This window comes from Pleomorphomonas koreensis DSM 23070, from assembly GCF_000425185.1.
Lineage (GTDB): Bacteria > Pseudomonadota > Alphaproteobacteria > Rhizobiales > Pleomorphomonadaceae > Pleomorphomonas > Pleomorphomonas koreensis.
Window position 1 is genome coordinate 1 of sequence record NZ_KE384327.1, and the last position, 24,155, is coordinate 24,155.

Below are 24,155 nucleotides of genomic sequence, written 5' to 3' on the forward strand. Positions count from 1 at the left end.
GCGACCGGCACCAGGCGGACGATCGCCTCGACGAGATCGCCGACATAGGTGAAGTCGCGCTGCATGTTGCCCTCGCCGTAGACGTCGATCGGCGCGCCCGTCTCGATGGCCTCGACGAACTTGAACAGCGCCATGTCCGGCCGGCCCCACGGGCCGTAGACGGTGAAGAAGCGGAAGGCGGTGGTGGGGATCTTCCAGAGATGGGCGTAGGCGTGGCCCATCGCCTCCATCGCCTTCTTGCTGGCGGCGTAGAGCGTCAGCGGCTCGTCGGTCTTGTCGCTTTCGGCGAAGGGAACCTTGTCGTTGGCGCCGTAGACCGACGAGGTCGAGGCGAGCATCAGGTGCCTGACCTCGCAGGCCTTGGCCAGTTCCAGCACGTTCCAGCTGCCGACGAGGTTGGCGTCGACATAGGCGCGGGGGTTCTCCAGGCTGTAGCGGACGCCGGCCTGGGCGGCGAGGTGGACGATCACCTCGGGCTCGGCCAGGTCGGCCGCCTGCCTGAGCGTCGCGGCGTCCTCCAGCTGGCCGATCACCGCCCGGAAGCCGTTCGAGCGTTCGAGGAGGGCGTGGCGCGCCTCCTTCAGGCGGACGTCGTAATAGGGCGTCATCCCGTCGAAGCCGACCACGAAGTGGCCGTCGTCGAGGAGGCGTCTGGCCAGATGGAAGCCGATGAAGCCGGCGGTGCCGGTGATCAGGAAGCGCATGTCCGTCCCCCGTTCAGGCTCCCGTTCAGGCCCGTCCGACGCTGGTGTAGCTGAAGCCGTGGCGTTCGACCTCGTCGCGGCGGTAGATATTGCGGAGATCGACCAGCACCGGGGCGGCCATCAGCGCCTTGAGGCGGTCGAAGTCGAGCGCCCGGAAGGCGTTCCACTCGGTGACGATGCACAGCGCGTCGGCGCCGCTCGCCGCGTCATAGGCGTCGCTCGCCAGGGCGATGCCGTCGATGGCCGCGCGGGCGTTGGCCATGCCCTCGGGGTCGTAGCCGACCACCCTGGCGCCGGCGTCCTGCAAGGCCTGGATGATCGAGATGGCCGGGCTGTCGCGCATGTCGTCGGTCATCGGCTTGAAGGTCAGGCCGAGCACGGCCACCGTCTTGCCGCGGGCGTCGCCGCCCAGCGCCTGGATCACCTTCCTCGCCATCGCCCGCTTGCGCGTGTCGTTGACGGCAACGGTGGTCTCGATCAGCCGCACCGGGCTGTCATGGTCCTGCGCCGTCTTGACGAGGGCCAGCGTGTCCTTGGGAAAGCACGAGCCGCCGTAGCCGGGGCCGGCGTGCAGGAACTTGGCGCCGATGCGGCCGTCGAGGCCGATGCCGCGCGCCACCTGCTGCACGTCCGCCCCCACCTTCTCGCAGAGGTCGGCGATCTCGTTGATGAAGGTGATCTTCATGGCCAGGAAGGCGTTGCCGGCATATTTGATCAGTTCGCTCGTGCGGCGCGAGGTGAAGAGAAGCGGCGCCTGGTTGAGGTAGAGCGGCCGGTAGACCTCGGTCATCACCGCCTTCGCCCGTTCGTCCTCGTAGCCGACGACGATGCGGTCGGGCCGCTTGAAGTCGTCGATGGCGGCGCCCTCGCGCAGGAACTCCGGGTTGGAGACCACGGCGACGTCGGCCTCGGGATTGGTGTCGCGGATGATGCGCTCGACCTCGTCGCCCGTCCCCACCGGTACCGTCGACTTGGTGACGACGACGGTGAAGCCCTTGACCGCCGCGGCGATCTCGCGGGCGGCGGCGTAGACGTAGCTGAGATCGGCGTGGCCGTCGCCGCGCCGCGACGGCGTGCCGACGGCGATGAACACCACGTCGGCCTCGGCCACCGGGCCGGCGAGATCGGTGGTGAAGGTCAGGCGCCCCGCCTTGACGTTGCTCTCCACCAGCGCGTCGAGGCCGGGCTCGTAGATCGGGATCTCGCCGCGCTCCAGCGCCGCGATCTTCTCCACCGCCTTGTCCATGCACACCACGTCATGGCCGAAATCGGCAAAGCATGTGCCTGAAACAAGGCCGACGTAGCCAGAACCGATCATCACGATTTTCAAAATCGATACTCCAAAACTCGAACGGCGTTCAAATCGACTTCAAACGTTTGATAAAGCCGCAATTCACGCACACCTCATCGCCCAGACGCAGGCCATTGGCGGGCGGCAATAGCCCCCCTTGACGGGCAATAGCTACCGCACTCCGGGTGAAATACTTCGACCCGGCCCCATCACGCCGCCACCGGAACCGAACAGTCACCAGACCGTTCCTCCGTGCCCCAAGCCAAAGGCCATCAACCTACCAAACCCACCAAAAAGGCGGTCACGCCACCTTCAGGATCATATCCCGGGAAACTCCGGTCCGCACTCGACCGCCCATGAAATCCAACAACAGCACCAGGCGACCAGAGCCATCGAGCCGCTCAATCACACCAAGCTGCTCGGCCAACGGCCCCGCCCTGAGGCGCACCGTCATGCCGGGTTGCAGCGGATTGGCGAACTTGAGAATGCCATCGGCATCGGTCGAAGCCGCCAGGGTCTCGATCACGCCCGGCCGAATCGGCAGCGGAACGTCGCCATTGGTCACCAGCGACCGCACGCCGAGCGTGCCGTTGATCGACCGCCAGCGCGCCTTTCCCGGATCCATATGCACGAAGACATAGCCGCGAAACACCGGCACCGTCATCGCAATCGTCTTGCGGGCATGGTGGCGAACGACTCGTTCAAGGGGGCAGAAGGTGTGAAAGCCCTGACGGACGAGATTGTCAACCGCAACACGTTCCCGGTGCGGTTGGGTCGTGGCGGCAAACCAGCAACGACCTTCAACAGCTCGCTCAGGAACGGAGTCCACCACCTCGTTAGCCTTCTGGGACGCCAGACTTTCCATAAGGCTCCTTCTCGCGCCTGAAAACCATCGGATCGCCTGCCGGCAACCTTTTTCCATCCATATGCAAGCGGGCTGCCAAGCCAGTCATTTCACGATGACACAACGTCAATAGACAGTTCCGGCAACAACCGGACGACAATCGATCGGCAGATGCATGCGCCGGATCAAGCAGGCCCTCATCTCAAAACAAACGCGGCGTTCAAAACGGATCGATCCTACGGAATTCGAAAAACAAAACTCAGCAAAATCTCTTGCAAGATTCACTCACTTCGGCATGCCCGCCAATGCAATGTTTAAACCGTACTTTCACTTAAGGCCCACTGTCAACCTGGCCTAGCCAAAGGCGATCCCGGGCGAGATGAAAAGACCGCCGGCGTCCATCCCGGAAAGAGACAATCTCAGGCGGATCAGTGACAAAGCCCCGTCAGGCGCTTTCCATATTTCCCTGGCCGAGCTTCCTGCGGAGGGCTTCTGGCTGGTCCCACCTGATGAAGCCGGTACGGAAGGCGATCGCCTCGGGACAGGCGATCTTCAAGCCCCGGCGTCGTTGCAAAGCGCCGATGAAGCCCGGCTTTTCCTTGATCGGCAACGTCTTCATCACCCTGCCGAACCCGACGATGGCATAGCGCTCGGGATCGGTGACGTGGTAAGCGAACATGGCAGCGCCTCTGCTGCGCGCCGGCGCTGACCAGGAGGCCGGTCCCGGCATTGGATGGGGCGCTTTGCCCGCTTTGCGACGGCGGGCGCTGCCCGGAAAGGCGTGGCCATGGATATCCGCCTGAAGCGCGTCTACGTGCCGCCGGCGCCCGACGACGGCCGGCGAGTGCTGGTCGACCGGCTGTGGCCGCGCGGCCTCCGCAAGGCCGATGCCGCCATCGACGTCTGGCTGAAGGAGATCACGCCGAGCATCGAGTTGCGCACCTGGTTCGGTCACGATCCGGTCCGTCTCGACGAATTCGCGCGCCGTTACGAGGCCGAACTCGACGGCAACGAAGAAGCGGTACGACGGCTCGACGCACTCCTCGACGAGGGACGGGTGACGCTGCTCTATGCCGCCCGCGATCCCCACTGCAACCATGCACAGGTGCTGGCCGCCTACATGGCGCGCCGGCGGTTGCCGGACTCTGAACCGGACGACGCAGACGGCCGCTCGTCTCAAAGAGGCGCGAAAGAATAGATCTGCCGCGCCGATCCCTGCATGGTGAATAGCCCGTTCTCCTGGGCGTCAAGGAAATAGTCCCTGGCGCGTCCGATATGGCGTTTCAGGAGATCGGCCAGCTCGTCCATGCGGTTCTCCCGGAACAGCTCGATGATCCGGCGATGCTCTGTGAGGGAAAGCTCCTGATCCGGCTGATGGCTGGTGGAGAAGTTATTGCGCAACGCGGCGATCCGGCTCGACACCAGGGCGTAGGAATCCATGAAGTAGCGGTTGCCGCAGTGCTCGAAGAACGCCTTGTGCAGCGGGTCGTCGCAATTGACATAGTCGAGGCCTTGCCTTGCCGCGAAGGCGGCCTCCATTTCGGCGAGTATGGCCAGAAGGTCGGCCTGACCAGCTTCGGAGCGTCAGGCCTCGGCGGCGAGTTGATGGCCCATTTCGGCATCACGCCGGCGGCCGCCACTGACGCCGTTCTCGGCCGGCTCGCCTGAGGCCGAGCTAAAGGGAAGATCATCATGCCCAGATTCGCCGCCAACCTTTCGATGCTGTTCACCCAGCTGCCTTTCCTCGACCGCTTCGCCGCCGCGACGGCGGCCGGCGTCTCCGTCGTCGAATATCTCTTTCCCTACGACTTCGACGCCGAGGTGCTGGCCGGCCGACCGACGGCGCACGGCCTCGCGCAGGTGCTGTACAACCTGCCGGCCGGCGACTGGGCGGCTAGCGAGCGCGGCATCGCCTGCCATCCCGGCCGGGTAGAGGAGTTCAGGGCCGGCGTCGACAAGGCAATCGCCTACGCGACGGCGCTCGGCTGTCCGCGCCTCAACTGTCTCGTCGGCAAGCTGCCGGTCGGCGTTGCGGCCGCCGAGGCGCGCGAAGTGCTCGTGGCCAATCTCACGCGGATCAGCCACATCCAGCTCGCCGGCAATCCGGACCGCCACGAGCCCGGCAGCGGCGAGATCGCCTATTCCGTACTGCTACCGTTCCTTGATGCCACAATACAATCGGGCCGGTGCCGGCGGCGATCCTCCCGGCCAGCGCCACGGTCTACCCGAGCGGCCGCGAAGTCGCCCACGCCGCCGACGTGGTATTTGTTATGGTGCCGGACACGCCCGACGTCGAAGCGGTGCTGTTCGGCCCTGCCGGCGTCGCAGAAGGGCTCGTACCGGCAAGATCGCCGTCGACATGAGTTCGATCTCGCCGATCGCCACCAAGGACTTCGCCCGCCGCATTGAAGCGGCCGGTTGCGGCTATCTCGACGCGCCAGTGTCGGGCGGCGAGATGGGCGCCAGGGCGGCGTCGCTGACCATCATGATCGGCGGCCCCGCGGCAGTGGCGATCGAGCCGCCGTTACGCCGGATGGGCCGCAACGTCACCCTGGTCGGCGGCAACGGCGCCGAACAGACTACCAAGGTGGCCAACCAGATCATCGTGGCGCCGACCATCGAGGCGGTCGGCGAGGCGCTGCTGTTCACCAGCAAGGCCGGCGTCGGCCGGATCAGCCTTCCGACGTCGTTTCGCTTTGGGCCGCGACCTGTTACATCGGGCGGGCATGTCGCCATCCTCCGACCGACCCATGTCCGATCTAGCGCCCAGCCAATCCCCGCTCATCCTGTTTCTCCGCCGCGCCCTCGACCGGCATTCGAGCGGCGTCATCTACCGCGATCTCGCGGCGGCGCTGCGCCAGGCGATCACCGAGGACGTGCTCGGCACCGGCGACGTGCTGCCCGGCGAGCGCGATCTGGCGGAAGCCATCGACGTCTCCCGCACCTCGGTGCGCAAGGCGATCGAGGCACTGGTCGGCGACGGCGCGCTGATCCGCCGCCACGGCGCCCGCACCGCCGTGGCCGAGCGCGTCGAGAAGCCGCTGTCGGCGCTGACCTCGTTTTCCGAGGACATGCGCTCGCGCGGCCTTCAGCCGGGCATGACCTGGATCAGCCGCGAGGTGGGGCCGGCCTCGCCGGCCGAAATCATGGCGCTTCACCTCTCCGTCGGCGCCCGAGTCTGCCGGCTGAAGCGCCTCCGCACCGGCGACGGCCTGCCGATGGCCATCGAGCACGCCGTGGTGCCGGCCGACGTGCTCGACGACCCCGAGGTGGTCACCGCCTCGCTCTACGATGTGCTGGCCGAGCGCCACCGCCGGCCGGTCCGGGCGCTGCAACGCCTGCGCGCCGCCGTGGCCGGCGCCGAGGACGGCCGCCTCCTGCACATCGAGATCGGCGCGCCGCTCTTGGTCGCCGAGCGCCGCTGCTTCACCGCCGACGGCACGCCGGTGGAGTTCACCCGCACCTATTATTGCGGCGAGCGCTACGACTTTCTGGTCGAATTGCGCGCCCAGGACAACGTGTGATCACTTCGATACCAGTTGCGCGAATATTAGGCCTTTAGTCCAAACTGGTTGCTAACTGGTTCCCTCACTGCTACCACTTCCGAGGTGGTCTACAGCGAGGAAACCGTGTCCGACCGTCTCCAGCGCTTCGCTTCGTCGCTCGTCGTCTCCTGCCAGCCGGTGCCGGACGGTCCGCTCGACCATCCCGAGCAGGTGGTCGGCTTCGCCCTGGCGGCGCTCGCCTCCGGCGGCCGCGGCCTCCGCATCGAGGGTCTCGCCAACCTCAGGGCGGTGCGGGCGGCCACCGACGCGCCGATCATCGGCCTGATAAAGCGCGATCTCGACGATTCGCCGGTGCGCATCACCCCCTTCCTCGACGACGTCAGGGCGCTGGCCGAGGCCGGCGCCGACATCATCGCCTTCGACGCCACGGACCGCGCCCGGCCGGCCGCCGTCGCCGACCTCTGCGCCGCCGCGCATGCCCACGGCCGGCTGGCCATGGCCGACATCTCCACCATCGAGGAGGCGAAGGCGGCGGTGGCGCTCGGCGTCGACGTGATCGGCACCACGCTGTCCGGCTATACCGGCGGTCCGGAGCCGGACGATCCCGACTTTCCGCTGCTCGCCGCCGCCGTGCGGCTCGGCCGGCCGGTGATTGCCGAGGGCCGCATCCGCGTGCCGGAGCAGGCGGCCGAGGCGATCCGGCTCGGCGCCCACGGCGTGGTGGTCGGCTCGGCCATCACCCGGCCCGAGCACATCACCCGCTGGTTCGCCGACGCCATCGCCACGGCGCGGGCCGCCGCCACCCGGCCGGCGCTCGCCTTCGACCTCGGCGGCACCAAGACGCTGGTGGCGCTGGTCGACGGCGACCGCGTCGTCGAAGAGACCGAGCGCGCCACCCTCCGCCATCTCGATCCCGACGCCTGGTGCGACGCCATCGCCGAACTCGCCGCCCCCTGGCAGGGCCGCTACGGCGCCATCGGCGGCGCGGTGACCGGCGTCGTGCATGCCGGCCGCTGGTCGGCGCTCAATCCCGGCACGCTGCCGGTGCCGGACGGCTATCCGCTGGCCGACGCGCTGGCGCGCCGGCTCGGGCAGCCGGTGACGCTCAACAACGACGCCCAGGCCGCCGCCTGGGGCGAATACCGCTTCGGCGCCGGCGCCGGCCGCGACCTCGTGTTCGTCACCGTCTCCACCGGCATCGGCGGCGGCGCCGTCATCGGCGGCCGGCTGCTGATCGGCCGGGGCGGCGTCGCCGGCTCGGTCGGCCTCACGCTTGAGGCCGCCGCCGATGGCGCCATGCCGCTCGAGACGCTGGCGAGCGGCCGCTTCCTGGCCGAAGCCGCCGCCAAGGCCGGCCATCTTGCCGACGCGCCGGCCGTGTTCGCCGCCGCCGCCCGCGGCGAGAGCTGGGCTTCGGCGCTTGTCGACCGCTCGGCCGACGTGGTGGCGCGGCTCCTCCAGAACCTGCAACTCTTGTTCGACCCGGCCGTCATGGTGGTGGGCGGCGGCGTCGGCCTGGCCGGCGGCTACCGCGAGCGCCTGAACGCGCGGCTCAGCCACCTGCCGCCGCACCTGAAGCCCGAGATCCGCGCCGCGGCTCTCGGAAAAACCGCCGGCGTGATCGGCGCCGCCGATCTCGCCCGTCGCACATCATAAGATCCAAGGGGACACCAAATGACGCGACTGAAGACCCTTCTGACGAGCGCCGCCCTGTTCGCGGCGATGGGAGCGACCGCGGCCATGGCCGAGGTGACCGTGCTCGGCTGGCCGGGCGGACCGGAGGAGGCCGGCCTGCGCAAGGCGGCCGACGCCTACAACGCCACCGCTACCGACGCCGACAAGGTGAAGCTGATCTTCTTCAACCGCGACGGCTTCTTCGACAAGCTGGCCGCCGACCTCGCCGCCGGCTCGACCGACTTCGACGTCAACCTGATCGCCACCTACGCGCTCGGCCGCTACGCGCCGTTCATGGACCCGATCACCCTGCCGGACGCCGCCAAGGCCACCTTCCCCGAGAAGGTGCTGGCCACCATGCAATATGACGGCAAGCAGTATGGCATCCCGACCGACCTGTCGCTGCACTTCATGTATTACCGCTCGGACCTGATCGACAAGCTGATGTCCGACGCCGACTGGAAGGCGAAATACGGCGAGATCTCCGAGAAATACCTCGGCAAGAAACTGGAGCCCAAGGACCCGGACGCCTGGACCTGGGACGACTGGATGGCGACGGCGCTGTTCTTCACCAAGTCGATCAATTCCGACAGCCCGACCCGCTACGGCACGGTTCTCCAGATGAAGAACCTGTTGTTCAACATGATGGTCTGGCATTCGGCGGCGCGCGCCCAAGGCGGCGACTGGATGAATGAGGCGGGCGAGATCACCGTCGACAGCCCGGCCTACCGCACCGCTCTCGACATCTACAAGAAGCTCTACGACGAGGGCACCTCGCCCAAGGATTCCACCACCTACGAGTTCGCCGAGGCCAACGCCGCCTTCGGCGCCGGCCAGGCGGCCACCATGCTGCAATGGAACGCCGCCTTCGGCGACCTTGACAACAAGGACAAGACGCCGGCTGTCGCCGGCAAGATCGGCACCGTGGCGCCGCCGGCCGGGCCGGCCGGCCGCTTCACCCATATCCATGGCCTCGGGCTCGGCATCAACAAGGCCTCCACCCACAAGGAGGGCGCCGTCAAGTTCCTCAACTGGCTGGCGACGCCCGAGGCGATGGAGACCTATGCCAAGGCCGGCGGCTCGCCGGCGCTTTCCGACGAGGTGGTGCAGAAGGTCGCCGCCGAGCGGCCCGACCTCGTCAAGCTCGGCCAGTATGCCGGCGCCTACGGCTTCGTCATGCACGGCGGCACCGCCGCCAAGGCGTTGCAGGTCTACGAGTTGCAGGCCAAGGAGTTCACCGCCTACTGGTCCGGCGACAAGTCGCTCGACGACGCGCTTGCCGCCGCCAAGGCGGGCATGGCCGACCTCCTGAAGCCCTGACCAATCCGGACGGCGGCGGCACTCCCCGGCCGCCGCTGGTCCGGCCCAGGCGGATGCGGTAGACTCGACGAGTGAGCCAGCAGCGCCGCGCCGCCCTTCCCGCGCGCCGATCCCCCCGGCCGGCGCGCGGGCGCCTTTCCGCCGTCGCCGACCTCCCGAGGACGAGACCCCTCATGCCGCGGACTTCCCGTTTCGAGGGGCGTCTCCTGATCGCCCCGCTCACGGCCTTCCTGATCGCCCTCCTGGGGTTCCCGCTCGTTCTCGACCTCGTCTACTCGATCTCCCGCGTCGGCTTCGAGAACATCCGCGCCCCCGAGCTGATCGGCTTCTCCAACTATGCCAAGGCGATCGCCGATCCGGAATTCTGGGCCGCCGCCTGGTTCTCGCTGCGCTTCGGGCTGATCGTCGCCGTCATCCAGATGGTGGCCGGCCTGGCGCTGGCCGTGTTCCTGGCGCCGCTGTTCGCGCGCCGGCCGTGGCTGATCGCCTTGCTGATGCTGCCGATGATGGTGGCGCCGGCGCTGGTCGGCCTGATGTACCGGCTGATCCTGCATGAGTTCGTCGGCGCCGTGCCCTATTATCTCCTCGAATGGTACGGCGACTTCCCGGCCTTCCTCGGCCGCGACTGGGCGTTCACGACGCTGGTCACCGTCGAGACGCTGCAGTGGACGCCGTTCGCGCTGCTGATCCTGCATTCGTCCTACGCGGCGATCTCGCCGGACGTCCGCGAGGCGGCGGCGCTCGACGGCGCCCGCGGCCGGCGCCTGTTCCTCCACATCGACCTGCCGTTGATGCTGCCGGCCCTCGGCCTCACCTTCTTCATCCGCTTCATCGACAGCTTCCGGGTGTTCGACAACCTCTACACCCTGGTCGGCCCCGGCGCCGGCGGCTCCACCACCTCGATGAGCATCTACATCTACCAGGCCTTCTTCAAGGTCGGCGACATCGGCCTCGCCGTCGCCGCCTCGATGCTGCTGCTCGCCGCCTCCTTCGCGGTGCTGTGGGCGATCAACCGGCTGACGGCCAGAAAGGCGCCGCTATGAGGAAGACCGTCGTCGACGCCCTGCGCTGGCTGGTGTTCGCGCTGGCGGTGATCGTGCTGAACTTCCCGGTGATCGCCACGCTGGTCACCTCGCTGAAGAGCGAGGCGGAGATCATGACCAACGCCTCGCTGATCATCGAGACGCCGACGCTCGCCAACTACGCGGCGGTGTTCGCCATGGCCGACCGCTTCGACATCCTGCACTTCCTGACCAACAGCCTCGTCGCCTCGCTGATCGGCTCGGCGCTGGCCATCGCGCTGGCCTTTCCGGCCGCCTATGCCATGGCCCGCTTCGACGTCGGCCGGAGCTGGCTGCTGCCGCTCGCCGTCAATCTCCGCGCCGTGCCGCTGATCATCTTCGCCATCCCGATCTACCTGATGTACCAGCAGGTCGGCCTGCTCGACACCCGCTTCGGCCTCGCCCTGATCCTCTGCCTCGTCAACGTGCCGCTGGTGCTGGTGCTGTTCGCCTCGTCGATCGCCGACCTGCCGCTGGAGATCGAGGAGGCCGGCCGCGTCGACGGCGCCGGCACGCTGCGCCTCCTCGCCTATGTGGTGGCGCCGATGTCGCTCAACGTCGTCGCGGCGTCGTCGGTCTTGGCCTTCATCTACTCCTGGAACGAGTTCCTGTTCGGCCTGATGCTGACCACCAACAAGGCGACGCCGGTGTCGGTCGGCGCCTCCTTCTTCTTCGCCGCCTCGGGCGGCGGCGTGCGCTGGGGCGTCGCGGCCGCCGTGATGATCCTCGCCACCTTGCCGCCGCTCGTCCTCGGCCTCCTGATGTACCGCCAGATCGGCCGGTCGATGACCGCCGGCGCCGTCAAGGGCTGACCCCTTCACCGCTTCGACAGTTCCGGGAAACGACCATGGCCGAGATCGAATTCAAGTCCGTCGCCAAGTCCTTCGGCAAGGTGGAGGTGATCGCCGGCCTCGATCTCAGGGTCGACGACGGCGAGTTCATCGTCTTCGTCGGGCCGTCCGGCTGCGGCAAGTCGACGGCGCTCCGCATGATCGCCGGCCTCGAGGAGACCACGGCCGGCGACATCCGCATCGGCGGCCGCCCGATGGCCGGCCTCGCGCCGTCCGAGCGCAACGTCGCCATGGTGTTCCAGAGCTACGCGCTCTATCCGCACATGACGGTCGGCGGCAACATCGGCTTCCCGCTGAAGATGGCCGGCCGGCCGGCCGCCGAGATCGCCCGGCGGGTGAAGGAGGCGGCCGACATCCTCGACCTCGGCCCCTATCTCGACCGCCGGCCGGCCCAGCTCTCCGGCGGCCAGCGCCAGCGCGTGGCGCTCGGCCGGGCGATCGTCCGCCATCCGGACGTGTTCCTGTTCGACGAGCCGCTCTCCAACCTCGACGCCGACCTGCGCGTTTCCATGCGCGGCGAGATCATGCTTCTGCGCGAGCGCATCCAGGCGACGATGATCTACGTGACGCACGACCAGACCGAGGCGATGACCATGGGCGACCGCATCGCCGTGTTCGCGCCGCTGAAAGACGGCCACCCCCGCAACCTGATGCAGGTCGGCACGCCGGAGGCGCTCTACGAGCGGCCGGCCAACCTGTTCGTCGCCCGCTTCCTCGGCTCGCCGAAGATGAACCTGATCGAGATGGGCGGCGGCGAGGCGCCGGCCTTCGGCACGTTTCCCGTTGCCGGGACGGCGGCCGGGCCGGGCGGCCTTCTCCTCGGCGTCCGCCCCGAGGACATCCGCATCGCCGACGCCGGCACGCCGGGACTTGCCGGCCGCATCCGGCTGGTCGAGGCGCTCGGCGCCGAATATTACGTCCACGTCGAGACCGCGGCCGGCGAGTTGATCGTCCGCGTCATGGACAAGCGCCGGCGTCCGGTGCCCGGCGAGACGGTCGTCCTGCAACCGGCGCCCGACGCCGTCCACCTGTTCGACACGGCGACCGGCCTCCGCGTCGAAGCCTAGAAAACGCCTCCCGAGCGGCGGAATTCCGCGCCTCCCCCGTCGGAATGCGGATTGGTGGCGGGCGCCCGGCCGCCTATGATCGGACAGGTTGCCGGGAGCGCCTGCGCCGCAAGGCGAGGAGGGGCGATGGGCCGAGCGGCAAAAGACGGGAGAGGGACATGGACAAGATCGATCCGCATGCCGGCAAATGCCCAGTCATGCACGGGGTCAGCCCCAACGCCATTGCCGCCGGCCGCTCCAACCGCGACTGGTGGCCGAACCAGCTCAACCTCGACATCCTCCACCAGCATTCCAGCCTGTCCGATCCGCTCGGACCGGACTTCGACTATGCGGCGGAATTCAAGAAACTCGACCTCGCCGCGGTGAAGGCCGACCTCTACGCGCTGATGACCGACAGCCAGGACTGGTGGCCGGCCGACTGGGGCCACTACGGGCCGCTGTTCATCCGCATGGCCTGGCACAGCGCCGGCACCTATCGCGTCATGGACGGTCGCGGCGGCGGCGGCCACGGCAACCAGCGCTTCGCCCCGCTCAGCAGTTGGCCCGACAACGTCAATCTCGACAAGGCGCGGCGGCTCCTGTGGCCGATCAAGCGCAAGTACGGCAACCGCCTGTCGTGGGCCGACCTTTACATACTCGCCGGCAACTGCGCGCTGGAATCGATGGGCTTTGGCACCTTCGGCTTCGGCGGCGGCCGCACCGACATCTGGGAGCCGGAGGAGGACGTCTACTGGGGCGCCGAGACCGAATGGCTGGGTGACATGCGCTATACCGGCGAGCGAAGCCTTGAGAACCCGCTGGCCGCCGTGCAGATGGGCCTCATCTACGTCAACCCGGAAGGGCCGAACGGCAATCCCGATCCGGTCGCCTCGGGCCGCGACGTGCGCGAGACCTTCGCCCGCATGGCGATGAACGACGAGGAGACGGTGGCGCTGGTGGCCGGCGGCCACACCTTCGGCAAGTGCCACGGCGCCGGCGACCCGACGCTGATCGGCCCGGAGCCGGAGGCGGCGCCGCTCGAACAGATGGGCCTCGGCTGGAAGAATGCCTTCGGCACCGGCAAGGGCGTCTACACCACCGGCAGCGGCATCGAGGGCGCCTGGAAGAAGAACCCCACCACCTGGGACATGGGCTATCTCGACACGCTGTTCCGCTACGAGTGGGAGCTGGTGCGCAGCCCGGCCGGCGCCCAGCAGTGGCTGGCCAGGGACGTCGCCGACGAGGATCTGATCCCCGACGCCCACGACCCCACCAGGAAGCAGCGTCCAATGATGACCACGGCCGACCTGTCGCTCAGGTTCGACCCGATCTACGGCCCGATCGCCCGCCGCTTCCGCGACGATCCCGCCGCCTTCGCCGATGCCTTCGCCCGCGCCTGGTTCAAATTGACCCACCGCGACATGGGGCCGAAGGTGCGCTATCTCGGGCCGGAGGTACCGGCCGAGGACCTGATCTGGCAGGATCCGCTGCCGCCGGTCGACCACGAGCTGGTCGACGCCGCCGACATCGCCGCCCTCAAGGCGAAGGTGCTCGGCTCCGGCCTTACCGTCTCCGAGCTGGTCGCCACCGCCTGGGCCTCGGCCTCGACCTTCCGCGGCTCGGACAAGCGCGGCGGCGCCAACGGCGCCCGCATCCGCCTCTCGCCGCAAAAGGACTGGGAAGTCAACGAGCCGGCGCGGCTCGCCCGCGTGCTGTCGGTGCTGGAGGGCATCCGGCTCGACTTCAACGCCGCCTCCGCCACCCGCAAGATCTCGCTCGCCGACATGATCGTGCTGGCCGGCTCGGCGGCCGTCGAGGAAGCGGCGCGCAAGGCCGGCTACACCCTCGACGTGCCGTTCGCGCCGGGCCGTACCGACGCCACGCCCGAGCAGACGGACGTCGCTTCCTTCGCCGTGATGGAGCCGCGCGCCGACGCCTTCCGCAACTATGCGCGGGCGGGCCGGCCGCTGGCCACCGAGGAGATGATGGTCGACCGGGCGCAGCTCCTGACGCTGACCGCGCCGGAGATGACCGTGCTGGTCGGCGGTCTCAGGGTGCTCGGCGCCAACTGGGGCGGCTCCGGCCACGGTGTGTTCACCGAACGGCCGGGCGTGCTCAGCAACGACTTCTTCGTCAACCTCGTCGACATGGGCACCGAATGGCGGCCGGTGTCGGAGGTCGAGGAGACGCTGTTCGAGGGCCGCGATCGGGTGACCGGCGCCGTCAGGTGGACCGCCACCCGCGTCGACCTGGTGTTCGGCGCCAATACCCAGCTCCGGGCGCTGGCCGAGGTCTACGCCCAGGACGACGCCGGCGAGAAGTTCGTGCGCGACTTCGCCAGGGCCTGGACCAAGGTGATGAACGCCGACCGCTTCGACCTCCGCTGAACGGCGGCAGGCACAACAGGTCCGACAAGCTGCTGCCGACCGCCGGGAATGCCCCCGGCGGTCGGCCATTTTACGATTCCGGACACGATTCGGAATTGCGGCAAGGTGTTCGCAGGTATTTGATGCTCAATATGCAGTAGCCGCGAAATGCCGGCGGATTCCCGTCGGCGCGCCTTTCAGGTTGTGAACATGCACACCCGCCAGACCACCATTCACATCGCAGCCGAAGACGCCGGGGAAGCCGCCGGGCTCTGCCGCGAACTGATGGTGCGCGGCTTCCACGGCGCGACGCGCAGCCTGACCGGAGAGGGACTCGGCCAGATCGGCGCCGACGACATCCTGGTCATCGCCGGCGACTTCGAGCGGATGAACGGCGGCGAGCGGCGGCTGCCGGCGCTCAGCCATGCGGTGCGCGGCCGCACCATCGTCTTCGTCACCCGGCTGCGGCCGGCCGACATCGCCGGCCTCGGCCGCGCCGGCTTCCGCTACATCAACACGGCGACCACGCCGACGGTCGACAACCTGGTTTTCCTGATCACCCAGATCGACCCGAACACGGTCTATCGCGCCTCCAAGCAGCAGGCGCTCAGGGTGGAAAAGGCCGCCGCCATCGAGACCGGCGTGCTGTCCTTCTTCCGGATGCTGCGCGACGGCGGCCCGATGGCACCAGCCGAGGAGGTGGAACGCCAGCGCCGCGAGATGGACGACATCATCGGCATGTCACCGATGTCGGTCTGGCTCGACCTGTTCCAGAACTACCACGACGGCACCGCCCAGCACTGCTCGCTGGTCTCCGGCTTCACGCTGGCCTTCGCGCGCAAGCTCGGCTTCAACGATCGCGACACCAGCCGCCTCTACGACGCCGCCTTCTTCCACGACATCGGCAAGGCGGTCATCCCCCTGGAGATCCTCGACAAGCCCGGCCGGCTGATCGCCAGCGAATGGGAAATCATGAAGAGCCACGCCTCGCGCGGCTACGAGATCCTGACCCGCGATGACCGCACGGCCGGCGAGATCGCCCGCATCGCCCGCGACCATCACGAGTATCTCGACGGCTCCGGTTACCCGAACGGCCTGACGGCGGCGAAGATCGGCGATCCCACGCGCATCCTGACCATCTGCGACATCTTCGCCGCCCTGGTCGAGAAGCGCGCCTACAAGAGCCCGAAGTCGCCGGAGGAAGCCTACGCCATCCTCGCCTCGATGGCCGGCAGCAAGCTCGACCCCGACCTGGTGCGGCTGTTCGAGGCGGTGGTCGCCGACTACGATACCGGCCAGGCCGGCCGGCTCTTCGAGGGTACCGGCATCGTCTGACGCCGCCGATCCGGCGCGTCCGTCCATCCCGCCTGCGGCGGGTCGTTGCCTTTTGTCCGTCTCCCCGCCCTTTCCACGCTGTCCGCCGATCCCCGTCCGCCCGGCGTCGACCGGCGCCGGCGCGTGCCGCCGCCGCTCTATCCGTAAAAATACCACATCCAAAGGAGTTGGTGGTTTACACTTTACATGTCGACACCACTTTCGTAAAGTTTGGCCCATCAAGCTCCATGGCGGTGAACCCGCGGGATTGCCAGGCGATGACCAGCAGGGACCGCACCGGTCAACAAGAAAGCGTCAGAAGTCGTGACCATATGGCAGTCGCGGCGCATATCCGCATGTTGCTACCTGCGCTGTCGCAAGGAGAGCAGGCGGTTGCCCTCTGGTTGCTGGAACGCGGAAATTTGACGAGCAATCCGAAGATCGGTGAAGTAGCCACGGCCCTTGGCATTTCGGAAGCGATGGTCGTCAAGGTGGCGCGCCGGCTCGGCTATGGCGGCTTCAAGGAGCTGCGCGCCGAACTGATGGCCTATTACGCCAACCTCCGGGTGGAGATCGACGAGGAACTGAGGCGCGAGGATTCGATCCCGCAGATCGTCCGCAAGGTGTTCGCCACCGAGCGCTCGGCGCTCGAGGAGGTGGAGAGCATTCTCGACATCGACGCCATCGCCGAGGCGGCGCGCATCTTCATCAAGGCCCGCCACCGCGACCTCTATGGCGTCGGCGGCTCGGCCACCGTCTGCGCCGACGCCTCCCACAAGTTCCTGAGGATCGGCATCCGGTCGAGCGTGTTCTCGGACGCCCACCTGATCGCCATGTCGGCGAGCCTCCTCGAAGAGGGCGACGCGGCGCTGGTGGTGTCGCATTCGGGCGAGTCCAAGGACGTCATCCTCGGCGCCGAAGTCGCCCGCGCCGCCGGCGCCAAGGTGATCACCATCACCAACTCGATCGCCTCGACGCTGGCCCGCAATTCCGATGTCGTGCTGTGCGCGCCGGCCAAGGAAGCGCCGCTGATGGGACAGAACGCCGCCGCCCGCATCGCCCAGCTCGCCATTCTCGACACGATGTTCATCTGTCTGGCGCGCGAGGACTACGAGACCGCCGAGCGCAACCTGAACAAGGTCATGACCTCGGTCGCCGTCTATTCGACGAACGACCGCGGCCGGACCGAAAGACGCGGCACGCCCCGCGCTGACAAGAACTCGCCGGACGGCGTACAGCCGGCGAAGGAAACCGCAAGGAAAAGGGTGGAGTTATGAAAATCAAGGGTCTGCTCATCGCCTCCGTCGCCGCCGCCGGCCTCCTCGGCTTCGCCGCGAACGCCATGGCCGCCGACTACGCCATCATCCTCAAGACGCTGTCCAACCCGTTCTGGGTGCAGATGAAGGACGGCATCGAGGCCAAGGCCAAGGACCTCGGCGTCGAGGTCGACATCGTCGCCTCGCCGTCGGAGGAGGACTTCCAGGCCCAGCTGCAGCTGTTCGAGGACATGCTGAACCGCGACTACAAGGGCTTCGGCTTCGCGCCGCTGTCGCCGGTCAACCTGGTCAATCCGGCCGCCGCCGCCTACAAGAAGGGCAAGCCGATCGTCAACATCGACGAGAAGGTCGACATGAAGGCCCTCGAAGCGGCCGGCGCCAACGTCGAGGCCTTCGTCACCACCGACAACGTCAAGGTCGGCGAGAAGGGCGCTCAGTTCATCATCGAGCAGCTCGGCGCCGACGGCGGCGAGGTGGCCATCGTCGAGGGCAAGGCCGGCAACGCTTCCGGCCAGGCCCGCCACGACGGCGCCAAGGCGGCCTTCGAGGCGACCTCCAACGTCAAGCTGGTGGCCAGCCAGCCGGCCGACTGGGACCGCCTGAAGGCGCTCGACGTCGCCACCAACATCCTGCAGTCCTCGCCCGACCTCAAGGCCTTCTACTGCGCCAACGACACCATGGCGCTCGGCGTCATGCAGGCGGTGCAGAACGCCGGCAAGGCCGGCAAGGTGCTGGTGGTCGGCACCGACGGCGCGCCGGAAGCCCGCGAGATGGTGGCCGCCGGCCGCCTGACCGCCACCGTCGCCCAGGACCCCGGCCAGATCGGCGCCACCAGCCTTGAGCTGCTGGTCGAGGCCGTCAAGGCCGGCAAGCTGACGCCGGTCGGCACCGAGCCCAAGCAGGTGGCCGTGGACTCGGTCCTCGTCACCAAGTGATAAAGCCGAGGCGGGCGGCCACCTGCGCATGCGGCCGCCTCCCTCCTCCTCGGTCCGGCGCGTTTCTTCCCCGACGCGCCGGACCTTTTCCGAAGATGCCGCCGATCGGACGATCCCGGAGCCTTCGCGCCTTCTCCGAGGGGAAGGCCATATAGCTCCATCTCTTTGATCATGCATCGGATTTCCTCGGAGGGCGCCCGGCGCTTTCCGGCCCGATGCCCTAGCGAGACCGACATGTCAAACCTGGCCCCGAATGCCGCCGGCCCGGCCGGCACCGAAGCGGTCGCCCCGATCGTCCGCATGGTCGGCATCGAGAAGCATTTCAACACCATCCCCGTGCTGAAGGGCGTCAACCTCGACATCCGCCCCGGCGAGGTGCACGTGCTGCTCGGCGAGAACGGCGCCGGCAAGTCGACGCTGATGAAGATCCTGACCGGCATTCACGAGCCGACCGGCGGCGAGATCGTGCTCGACGGCGTCAGCCACCCGCTGGTGACGCCGCGGCAGGCCAGCGATGCCGGCATCTCGATCATCTATCAGGAACTCTCGGTCATCAACGAGTTGTCGGCGCTGGAAAACCTGTTCGTCGGCCGCCTGCCCGTGAAGCGCCGCCTCGGCATTCCCGTCGTCGACTGGAAGCTGATGGAGGCGGAGGCGCGGTCGATCGTCGACCGGCTCGGCCTCGTCGGCCTCGACCTCTTCAAGCCGGTCGGCGAAATGCCGATCGCCCACCGCCAGATCATCGAGATCGCCAAGTCGCTGATGAAGAACGTCCGCGTCCTGGTGATGGACGAGCCGACGTCGTCGCTGACCTCGGTGGAGACCGAGCGGCTGTTCGCCCTCGTCCGCCAGCTCCGGGGCGAGGGCACGGCGATCCTGTTCATCTCGCACAAGCTCGACGAGGTGCGCGAGATCGGCGACAGCTTCTCGGTGCTGAAAGACGGCGTCTCCACCGGCCACGGCCGCATCGCCGACACCACCAACGACGACCTCGTCCGCATGATGGTCGGCCGCGTCGTCAAGCAGCGCTTCCTCGCCGAAGGTACCATCGACCGCACCTCCATGCCGGTGCTGAAGGTGGAGAACGTCACCAGCGCCGACCGCCGCCGCGTGCGCGACGTCAGCTTCGAGGTGCACCACGGCGAGGTGCTGGGCTTTGCCGGCCTGGTCGGTTCCGGCCGCACCGATCTGATGAACTGCCTGTTCGGCGCCGAGCGGCGGGCCGGCGGCAAGATCATCCTGAACGGCCAGGACATCACGCCGGACAATCCGGTCGAGGCGGTGAAATCGGGCATGGCCTATCTCACCGAGAACCGCCGCCAGACCGGCTTCACCCCCAACTTCACCATCGAGGGCAACATCGCCGTCACCAAGTCGGTGAAGGACGCGCCGCTCCGCGGCACCTGGGGCCTCGTCGACCGCAAGGCCGAGCGGGCGGTGGCCGAGGAGCAGCGGCGGCGGCTCTCCATCCGCTGCGCCGGCATCGACCAGAGCATCCTCGAACTGTCGGGCGGCAACCAGCAGAAGGTGCTGGTCGGCAAGTGGATGTCGATCGGCCCGTCGGTGATCATCTTCGACGAGCCGACGCGCGGCATCGACGTCGGCGCCAAGTCGCAGATCCACGAAATCATCCGGGCGCTCGCCAATGCCGGCAAGGCGGTGATCATGGTGTCGTCCGAACTCCCCGAAATCCTGGCCGTCTGCGACCGCGTCGCGGTGTTCCGCAACGGCCGCATCATGGACATTCTCGACGGCGCCACGGCGACCGAGGAATCCATCCTGAGCGTCGCAATGAGGGACGGCAAATGAGCCAGCGCGTGAAACTCGGCAAACTCTGGGACATCTACGGGACGCTCTGCATCCTCCTGGTGATCGTGGTGCTGTTCAGCGCCCTGTCGCCGACCTATTTCACCCGGCCCGAGAACATCGTGCAGATCTTCCTGCAAAGCTCGATCACCATCATGATCGCGCTCGGCGAGTTCTTCCCGATCCTGATCGCCGGCATCGACCTCTCCGTCGGCTCGGTGCTGGCGCTGACCGGCATGATGACCGCCCAGCTGATGGTCGCCGGCTTCGACCCGACGCTGGCCGTGCTGATCGGCGGCATCGGCGGCGGCCTGACGCTCGGCGCCATCAACGGCCTGCTGGTCAACTTCACCGGCCTGCATCCGTTCATCATCACGCTCGGCACCAACGCCATCTTCCGTGGCGTCACCATGATCATCTCCGGCGCCAGCCCGGTGTTCGGCTTCTCCTACGACTTCGTCAACACGGTGACCGGCTTCGTCGGCTTCGTGCCGGTGCCGGTGATCTTCGCGCTGTCGTTCGCCGCCGTGCTGTGGTTCTTCACCGCCAAGACGCGCCTCGGCCGCAACATCTACGCCGTCGGCGGCAACAAGGAATCGGCCTTCTATTCGGGCATCGACGTCAAGCTGCACACGCTGATCGTCTTCATGATCTCCGGCCTGTGCGCCGGTCTCGCCGGCGTCCTCTCCATCGCCCGCCTCGGCGCCGCCGAGCCGGCGGCCGGCACCGGCTTCGAGACCTACGCCATCGCGGCGGTGATCATCGGCGGCACCAGCTTCTTCGGCGGCAAGGGGCGCATCCCCTCGGTGGTGATCGGCGGCCTGATCATCGGCACCATCAACAACGGCCTCAACATCCTGCGCGTGCCCACCTTCTACCAACTGGTGGTGATGGGCGGCCTGATCATCTCGGCCGTGGCGCTCGACCGGCTGATCGCCCGCATGCGCTGACGGGACCTCCTCCGGACCCCATATGACAAGTCCCGCCCCGCCGCCTCCTCCCCGGCGGAGCGGCTCGCCCCCGCCGCCCCTCCCACGGCGGGGGAACCGCCGGCCGGGACCGGCCCAGACCAGGACGACACGATGAAGATCAAGATCTCCCCCTCCCTGATGTGCATGGACCTCCTGCGCTTCAAGGACCAGCTCGCCTTCCTCGACAGCCACGCCGACTTCCTGCACATCGACATCATGGACGGCCACTACGTGCCGAATCTCACGCTGTCGCCGTTCTTCATGGAGAGCGTCGCCAAGGTGTCGAAGCTGCCGATGGACTGCCACCTGATGACCACCGACCCGTGGATGTGGGTGCCGATCATGGCCAAGGCGGGCGCCGGCTTCATCTCGCCGCAGGCCGAGACCATCAACGCCATCGCCTTCCGCATCCTCGCCAAGATCCGCGAACTCGGCTGCAAGCCCGGCATCGTCGTCAACCCGGCGACGCCGCTCGACAGCCTCAAGCACTACATCCACCTGATCGACAAGATCACCATCATGACCGTCGATCCCGGCTATGCCGGCCAGCCGTTCATCGAGGAAATGCTGGACAAGATCGCCGAGGCCAAGCGCCTGCGCGAGGCGCGCGGCCTCAAGTTCCTGATCGAGGTCGACGGCTCCTGCAACAAGCGCACCTACGCCCGCCTCGCCGCGGCCGGCGCCGACGTGTTCATCGTCGGCACCTCGGGCCTGTTCAACAACCACGAGGACATCGCCGAGGCCTGGAAGATCATGACCGCCGACATCGAAGCGGCGCTCGGAGCGGCGGCATGAGCGTCTTCGCCGGCATCGACCTCGGCGGCACGCATACCCGCTTCGCCGTGATGGCGGACGGCGCCTTCGTCACGTCCGAGAAATACGTCACCGCCGACCTGATGGCGGCCGGTCCGAGGCTCGCCGGCGTCATCGACCGCTACCGCGAGGTGATCGACCGCACCGGCCTCGCCCCGCGGGCGGTCGGCATCGGCCTGCCGGCAACGCTCGACGCGGCCCGCCGCACCGTGCTGTCGGCGCCCAACGTCGACGGTCTCGACGGCCTCGACGTCGTCGATCTCCTGCAAGGCGCCTTCGGCGTGCCGGTCGTCGCCGAGCGCGACGTCAACTTCCAGTTCTTCCACGACATGACGGCGAGCGGCCGGACCCCGAAGGTGGCGCTCGGCGTCTACATCGGCACCGGCGTCGGCAACGCGGTGTGGATCAACGGCTTCTACACCGGCGCCCACGGCTCGGCCGCCGAGCTTGGCCACATCCCGGTGCCCGGCGCCACCGGCACCTGCGGCTGCGGCAAGGTCGGCTGCCTTGAAACCGTGTGCTGCGGCCGCTGGCTGAAGGGCTGGCAGGAGAAGAACGCGCCTCAGACGCCGATCGCCGACATCTTCGCCCGCCACGGCGGCCATCCGGACATCCGCGGCTTCGTCGAGACGGCGGCGATGGCCGTCGCCACGGCCGTCAACATCATCGACCCCGAGCTGGTGTTCCTCGGCGGCGGCGTCCTGGAGATGCCGGCCTTTCCGCTGGAGACGCTGAAGGCGCGCCTCCTCGCCCACACCCGCGCGCCCTTCCCGCGCGACGTGCTGGAGGTGCGCCTTGCCTCCAACCTCGGCGACAGCGGCGCCCGCGGCGCCTCGCTCTACGTCGCCAACCAGTTCGGACCGCAACCATGACCAGGATCGTCATCTCCTCCGACCACGTCGGCCTCGGCCTCCGCAAGGCCGTCGCCGCCCATCTCCAGGCGCGCGGCTGCGTCGTCGAGGACGTCGGCCCGACGAGCGACGCCCGCACCGACTATCCGAAATGGGGCGAGGCGGCCGCCCGCATCGTCCGCGACGGCGGCGCCGACTTCGGCATCGTCATCTGCGGCACCGGCTTCGGCATCTCGCTCGCCGCCAACAAGCTCAAGGGCATCCGCTGCGTCGTCTGTTCCGAGCCCTATACGGCCAGACTGTCGCGCCAGCACAACAACGCCAACATGCTGGCCTTCGGCGCCCGCGTCGTCGGTGAGGATCTGGCGCTGATGATCGTCGACGCTTTCCTCGATGCCGCGTTCGAGGGCGGCCGCCACGCCAACCGCGTCGCCATGATCGGCGACATCGAGGCGCGCGAAGGCGGCGGCTGATCCGGAGCATGTCCGGCCAAAGCCAGTTCGCCGGACATGCTCCGTCTTTTTCTTCCGCGCAGTTTCGGCCGCTGGACCGGATTTCCGGGATTGCCGGACATTCTCTAGCCGCGCGCCAGCAGCGTCTCGACCTCGGCTCGCGTCGGCGCCGCCTCGGAGGAGCCTTCCCTGGTGCAGGCGAGCGCGCCGCAGGCCGCCGCGAAGCGGATGGCCGCCTCCACCGCCATGCCCTCGGCGAGCGCCACGGCGAGGCCGGCGGCGAAGCAGTCGCCGGCCGCCACCGTATCGACCGCCGTCACCGCGAACGGCGGCACGTGGCCGCGGAAGCCGGCGCCGTCGGCATAGACGCCGCGGGCACCCATCTTGACGACGGCGAGCGGCAGGCCGGTCTCCCTGAGCCGACCGGCGGCGGCCGCCGCCGCCTCGACGTCGACCGGTGCGATGCCGGTCAGCGCCTCGGTCTCGATCTCGTTGGGCGTCAGCGCGTCGAACAGGCGGATGGTGTCGGCCGACACCGGACGATCCGGCGCCGGCGCCGGATCGAGGATGGCCAGCGCGCCGGCCCGCCGCGCCAGCTCCACCGCCTTCAGCGTCGCCGCGAACGGATGTTCGAGCTGGGCGAGCAGCACCTTCGCATCCGCGAACAGCGGCGCCGCCGCCGCCACCTGATCCACCGCGAGGCCGGTGTTGGCGCCGGGCACCACGGTGATGGCATTCTCGCCGCGGCCGTCGATGGCGATGACGGCGATGCCGGTCGGCAGCACGGGGTCGACGGCGAGATGGCCGGGATCGACGCCGAGGCCGCCAAGCCGTGCACGGATGAAATCGCCGAAGGAATCGGCGCCGACGCGGCCGATGAAGCGCACCGGCGCGCCAAGCCGCGCCACGGCCACCGACTGGTTGGCGCCCTTGCCGCCGGGCACCATGGCATAGCGATGGCCGGTGAGCGATTCGCCGGGGCGCGGCGCCCGGTCGGCGTAGGTGACGATGTCGACGTTGACCGAGCCGATGACGATGACGGACAAGACTATCTCCGGGCGGCGGACCTTTGC

General features: G+C 68.2%; 23 protein-coding genes and 1 pseudogene. 18 read left to right on the top strand and 6 right to left on the bottom strand.

The features are described from left to right. The 4 genes from H512_RS0120125 to H512_RS0120140 form a co-directional block, all read right to left on the bottom strand. Positions 1-704: NAD-dependent epimerase/dehydratase family protein (locus H512_RS0120125; protein ID WP_026784696.1), on the bottom strand; the 704-nt coding region annotated here is incomplete at its 3' end. Positions 705-729: 25 nt separating this feature from the next. Beyond that, complete coding sequence (locus H512_RS0120130) at positions 730-2,034, bottom strand: UDP-glucose dehydrogenase family protein (protein WP_026784697.1); 1,305 nt, start codon at positions 2,032-2,034, stop codon at positions 730-732. A 262-nt stretch (positions 2,035-2,296) separates the two neighbouring features. Then, complete coding sequence (nusG, locus tag H512_RS26770; protein WP_169507196.1) at positions 2,297-2,860, bottom strand: transcription termination/antitermination protein NusG; 564 nt, start codon at positions 2,858-2,860, stop codon at positions 2,297-2,299. Between the two features lie 424 nt (positions 2,861-3,284). Next, entirely contained in the window at positions 3,285-3,518 is a 234-nt protein-coding gene (locus tag H512_RS0120140) for a glycosyltransferase family protein (RefSeq protein ID WP_026784926.1), read from the bottom strand. Positions 3,519-3,626: 108 nt separating this feature from the next. On the opposite strand from H512_RS0120140, the gene H512_RS25250 reads away from it, so the two are divergent. Beyond that, positions 3,627-4,037, top strand: coding sequence for a DUF488 domain-containing protein (locus tag H512_RS25250; RefSeq protein ID WP_053240099.1), 411 nt, complete (start codon positions 3,627-3,629; stop codon positions 4,035-4,037). Here the strand turns inward: H512_RS25250 and H512_RS26075 are convergent. Then, positions 4,016-4,378 carry an FCD domain-containing protein gene (locus tag H512_RS26075; protein ID WP_053240100.1) on the bottom strand — a complete coding sequence of 121 codons (363 nt, stop codon included), beginning with the start codon at positions 4,376-4,378 and terminating at the stop codon, positions 4,016-4,018. The genes H512_RS25250 and H512_RS26075 overlap by 22 nt on opposite strands. Positions 4,379-4,531: 153 nt before the next feature. On the opposite strand from H512_RS26075, the gene H512_RS27970 reads away from it, so the two are divergent. The 17 genes and pseudogenes from H512_RS27970 to rpiB all read left to right on the top strand — a co-directional run bounded on the left by H512_RS27970 (position 4,532) and on the right by rpiB (position 23,103). Further along, positions 4,532-5,248 carry a TIM barrel protein gene (locus tag H512_RS27970; RefSeq protein WP_053240101.1) on the top strand — a complete coding sequence of 239 codons (717 nt, stop codon included), beginning with the start codon at positions 4,532-4,534 and terminating at the stop codon, positions 5,246-5,248. Continuing rightward, a pseudogene (locus H512_RS27975) lies at positions 5,199-5,339 on the top strand (NAD(P)-binding domain-containing protein); the annotation flags it as partial. The gene H512_RS27970 and the pseudogene H512_RS27975, both read left to right, overlap by 50 nt. Before the next feature lie 250 nt (positions 5,340-5,589). Continuing rightward, positions 5,590-6,363 (top strand): GntR family transcriptional regulator, encoded by a 774-nt coding sequence (locus H512_RS0120170; RefSeq protein ID WP_026784928.1) that lies wholly within the window; start codon positions 5,590-5,592, stop codon positions 6,361-6,363. A gap of 105 nt (positions 6,364-6,468) precedes the next feature. Beyond that, entirely contained in the window at positions 6,469-8,001 is a 1,533-nt protein-coding gene (locus tag H512_RS0120175; protein WP_026784929.1) for a putative N-acetylmannosamine-6-phosphate 2-epimerase, read from the top strand. A gap of 18 nt (positions 8,002-8,019) precedes the next feature. After that, complete coding sequence (locus H512_RS0120180) at positions 8,020-9,339, top strand: ABC transporter substrate-binding protein (RefSeq protein WP_026784930.1); 1,320 nt, start codon at positions 8,020-8,022, stop codon at positions 9,337-9,339. Positions 9,340-9,512: 173 nt separating this feature from the next. Further along, on the top strand, positions 9,513-10,382 hold the full coding sequence (locus H512_RS0120185; protein WP_026784931.1) for a carbohydrate ABC transporter permease: 870 nt from the start codon (positions 9,513-9,515) through the stop codon (positions 10,380-10,382). Beyond that, a complete protein-coding gene (locus tag H512_RS0120190; RefSeq protein WP_026784932.1) occupies positions 10,379-11,212 on the top strand; it encodes a carbohydrate ABC transporter permease in 834 nt (277 codons plus the stop codon). The genes H512_RS0120185 and H512_RS0120190 overlap by 4 nt, the downstream gene beginning before the upstream one ends. Before the next feature lie 35 nt (positions 11,213-11,247). Then, positions 11,248-12,318 (top strand): ABC transporter ATP-binding protein, encoded by a 1,071-nt coding sequence (locus H512_RS0120195; protein ID WP_026784933.1) that lies wholly within the window; start codon positions 11,248-11,250, stop codon positions 12,316-12,318. 158 nt (positions 12,319-12,476) lie between these two features. Continuing rightward, positions 12,477-14,684 (top strand): catalase/peroxidase HPI, encoded by a 2,208-nt coding sequence (gene katG / locus H512_RS0120200; RefSeq protein WP_026784934.1) that lies wholly within the window; start codon positions 12,477-12,479, stop codon positions 14,682-14,684. Positions 14,685-14,873: 189 nt separating this feature from the next. Continuing rightward, complete coding sequence (locus H512_RS26080) at positions 14,874-15,998, top strand: HD-GYP domain-containing protein (RefSeq protein WP_169507198.1); 1,125 nt, start codon at positions 14,874-14,876, stop codon at positions 15,996-15,998. Positions 15,999-16,309: 311 nt separating this feature from the next. Beyond that, a complete protein-coding gene (gene alsR, locus H512_RS25270) occupies positions 16,310-17,254 on the top strand; it encodes a transcriptional repressor AlsR (protein WP_281170375.1) in 945 nt (314 codons plus the stop codon). Then, positions 17,251-18,189 (top strand): D-allose transporter substrate-binding protein, encoded by a 939-nt coding sequence (alsB, locus tag H512_RS0120215; RefSeq protein ID WP_036793057.1) that lies wholly within the window; start codon positions 17,251-17,253, stop codon positions 18,187-18,189. The genes alsR and alsB overlap by 4 nt, the downstream gene beginning before the upstream one ends. A 234-nt stretch (positions 18,190-18,423) precedes the next feature. After that, positions 18,424-19,998 (top strand): sugar ABC transporter ATP-binding protein, encoded by a 1,575-nt coding sequence (locus H512_RS0120220; RefSeq protein ID WP_210162732.1) that lies wholly within the window; start codon positions 18,424-18,426, stop codon positions 19,996-19,998. Next, on the top strand, positions 19,995-20,945 hold the full coding sequence (gene alsC / locus H512_RS0120225) for a D-allose ABC transporter permease (protein WP_026784937.1): 951 nt from the start codon (positions 19,995-19,997) through the stop codon (positions 20,943-20,945). Before H512_RS0120220 ends, alsC begins: the two co-directional genes overlap by 4 nt. 132 nt (positions 20,946-21,077) lie before the next feature. Further along, complete coding sequence (alsE, locus tag H512_RS0120230; RefSeq protein WP_281170376.1) at positions 21,078-21,761, top strand: D-allulose 6-phosphate 3-epimerase; 684 nt, start codon at positions 21,078-21,080, stop codon at positions 21,759-21,761. Next, positions 21,758-22,651 carry an allose kinase gene (gene alsK / locus H512_RS25275; protein ID WP_036793058.1) on the top strand — a complete coding sequence of 298 codons (894 nt, stop codon included), beginning with the start codon at positions 21,758-21,760 and terminating at the stop codon, positions 22,649-22,651. Before alsE ends, alsK begins: the two co-directional genes overlap by 4 nt. Next, positions 22,648-23,103, top strand: a complete 456-nt coding sequence (rpiB, locus tag H512_RS0120240) for a ribose 5-phosphate isomerase B (RefSeq protein WP_026784939.1) — start codon at positions 22,648-22,650, stop codon at positions 23,101-23,103. Before alsK ends, rpiB begins: the two co-directional genes overlap by 4 nt. A 104-nt stretch (positions 23,104-23,207) precedes the next feature. On the opposite strand, the gene rbsK is transcribed toward rpiB, so the two are convergent. After that, entirely contained in the window at positions 23,208-24,128 is a 921-nt protein-coding gene (gene rbsK, locus H512_RS0120245) for a ribokinase (protein WP_026784940.1), read from the bottom strand. Between the last annotated feature and the right edge of the window lie 27 nt (positions 24,129-24,155).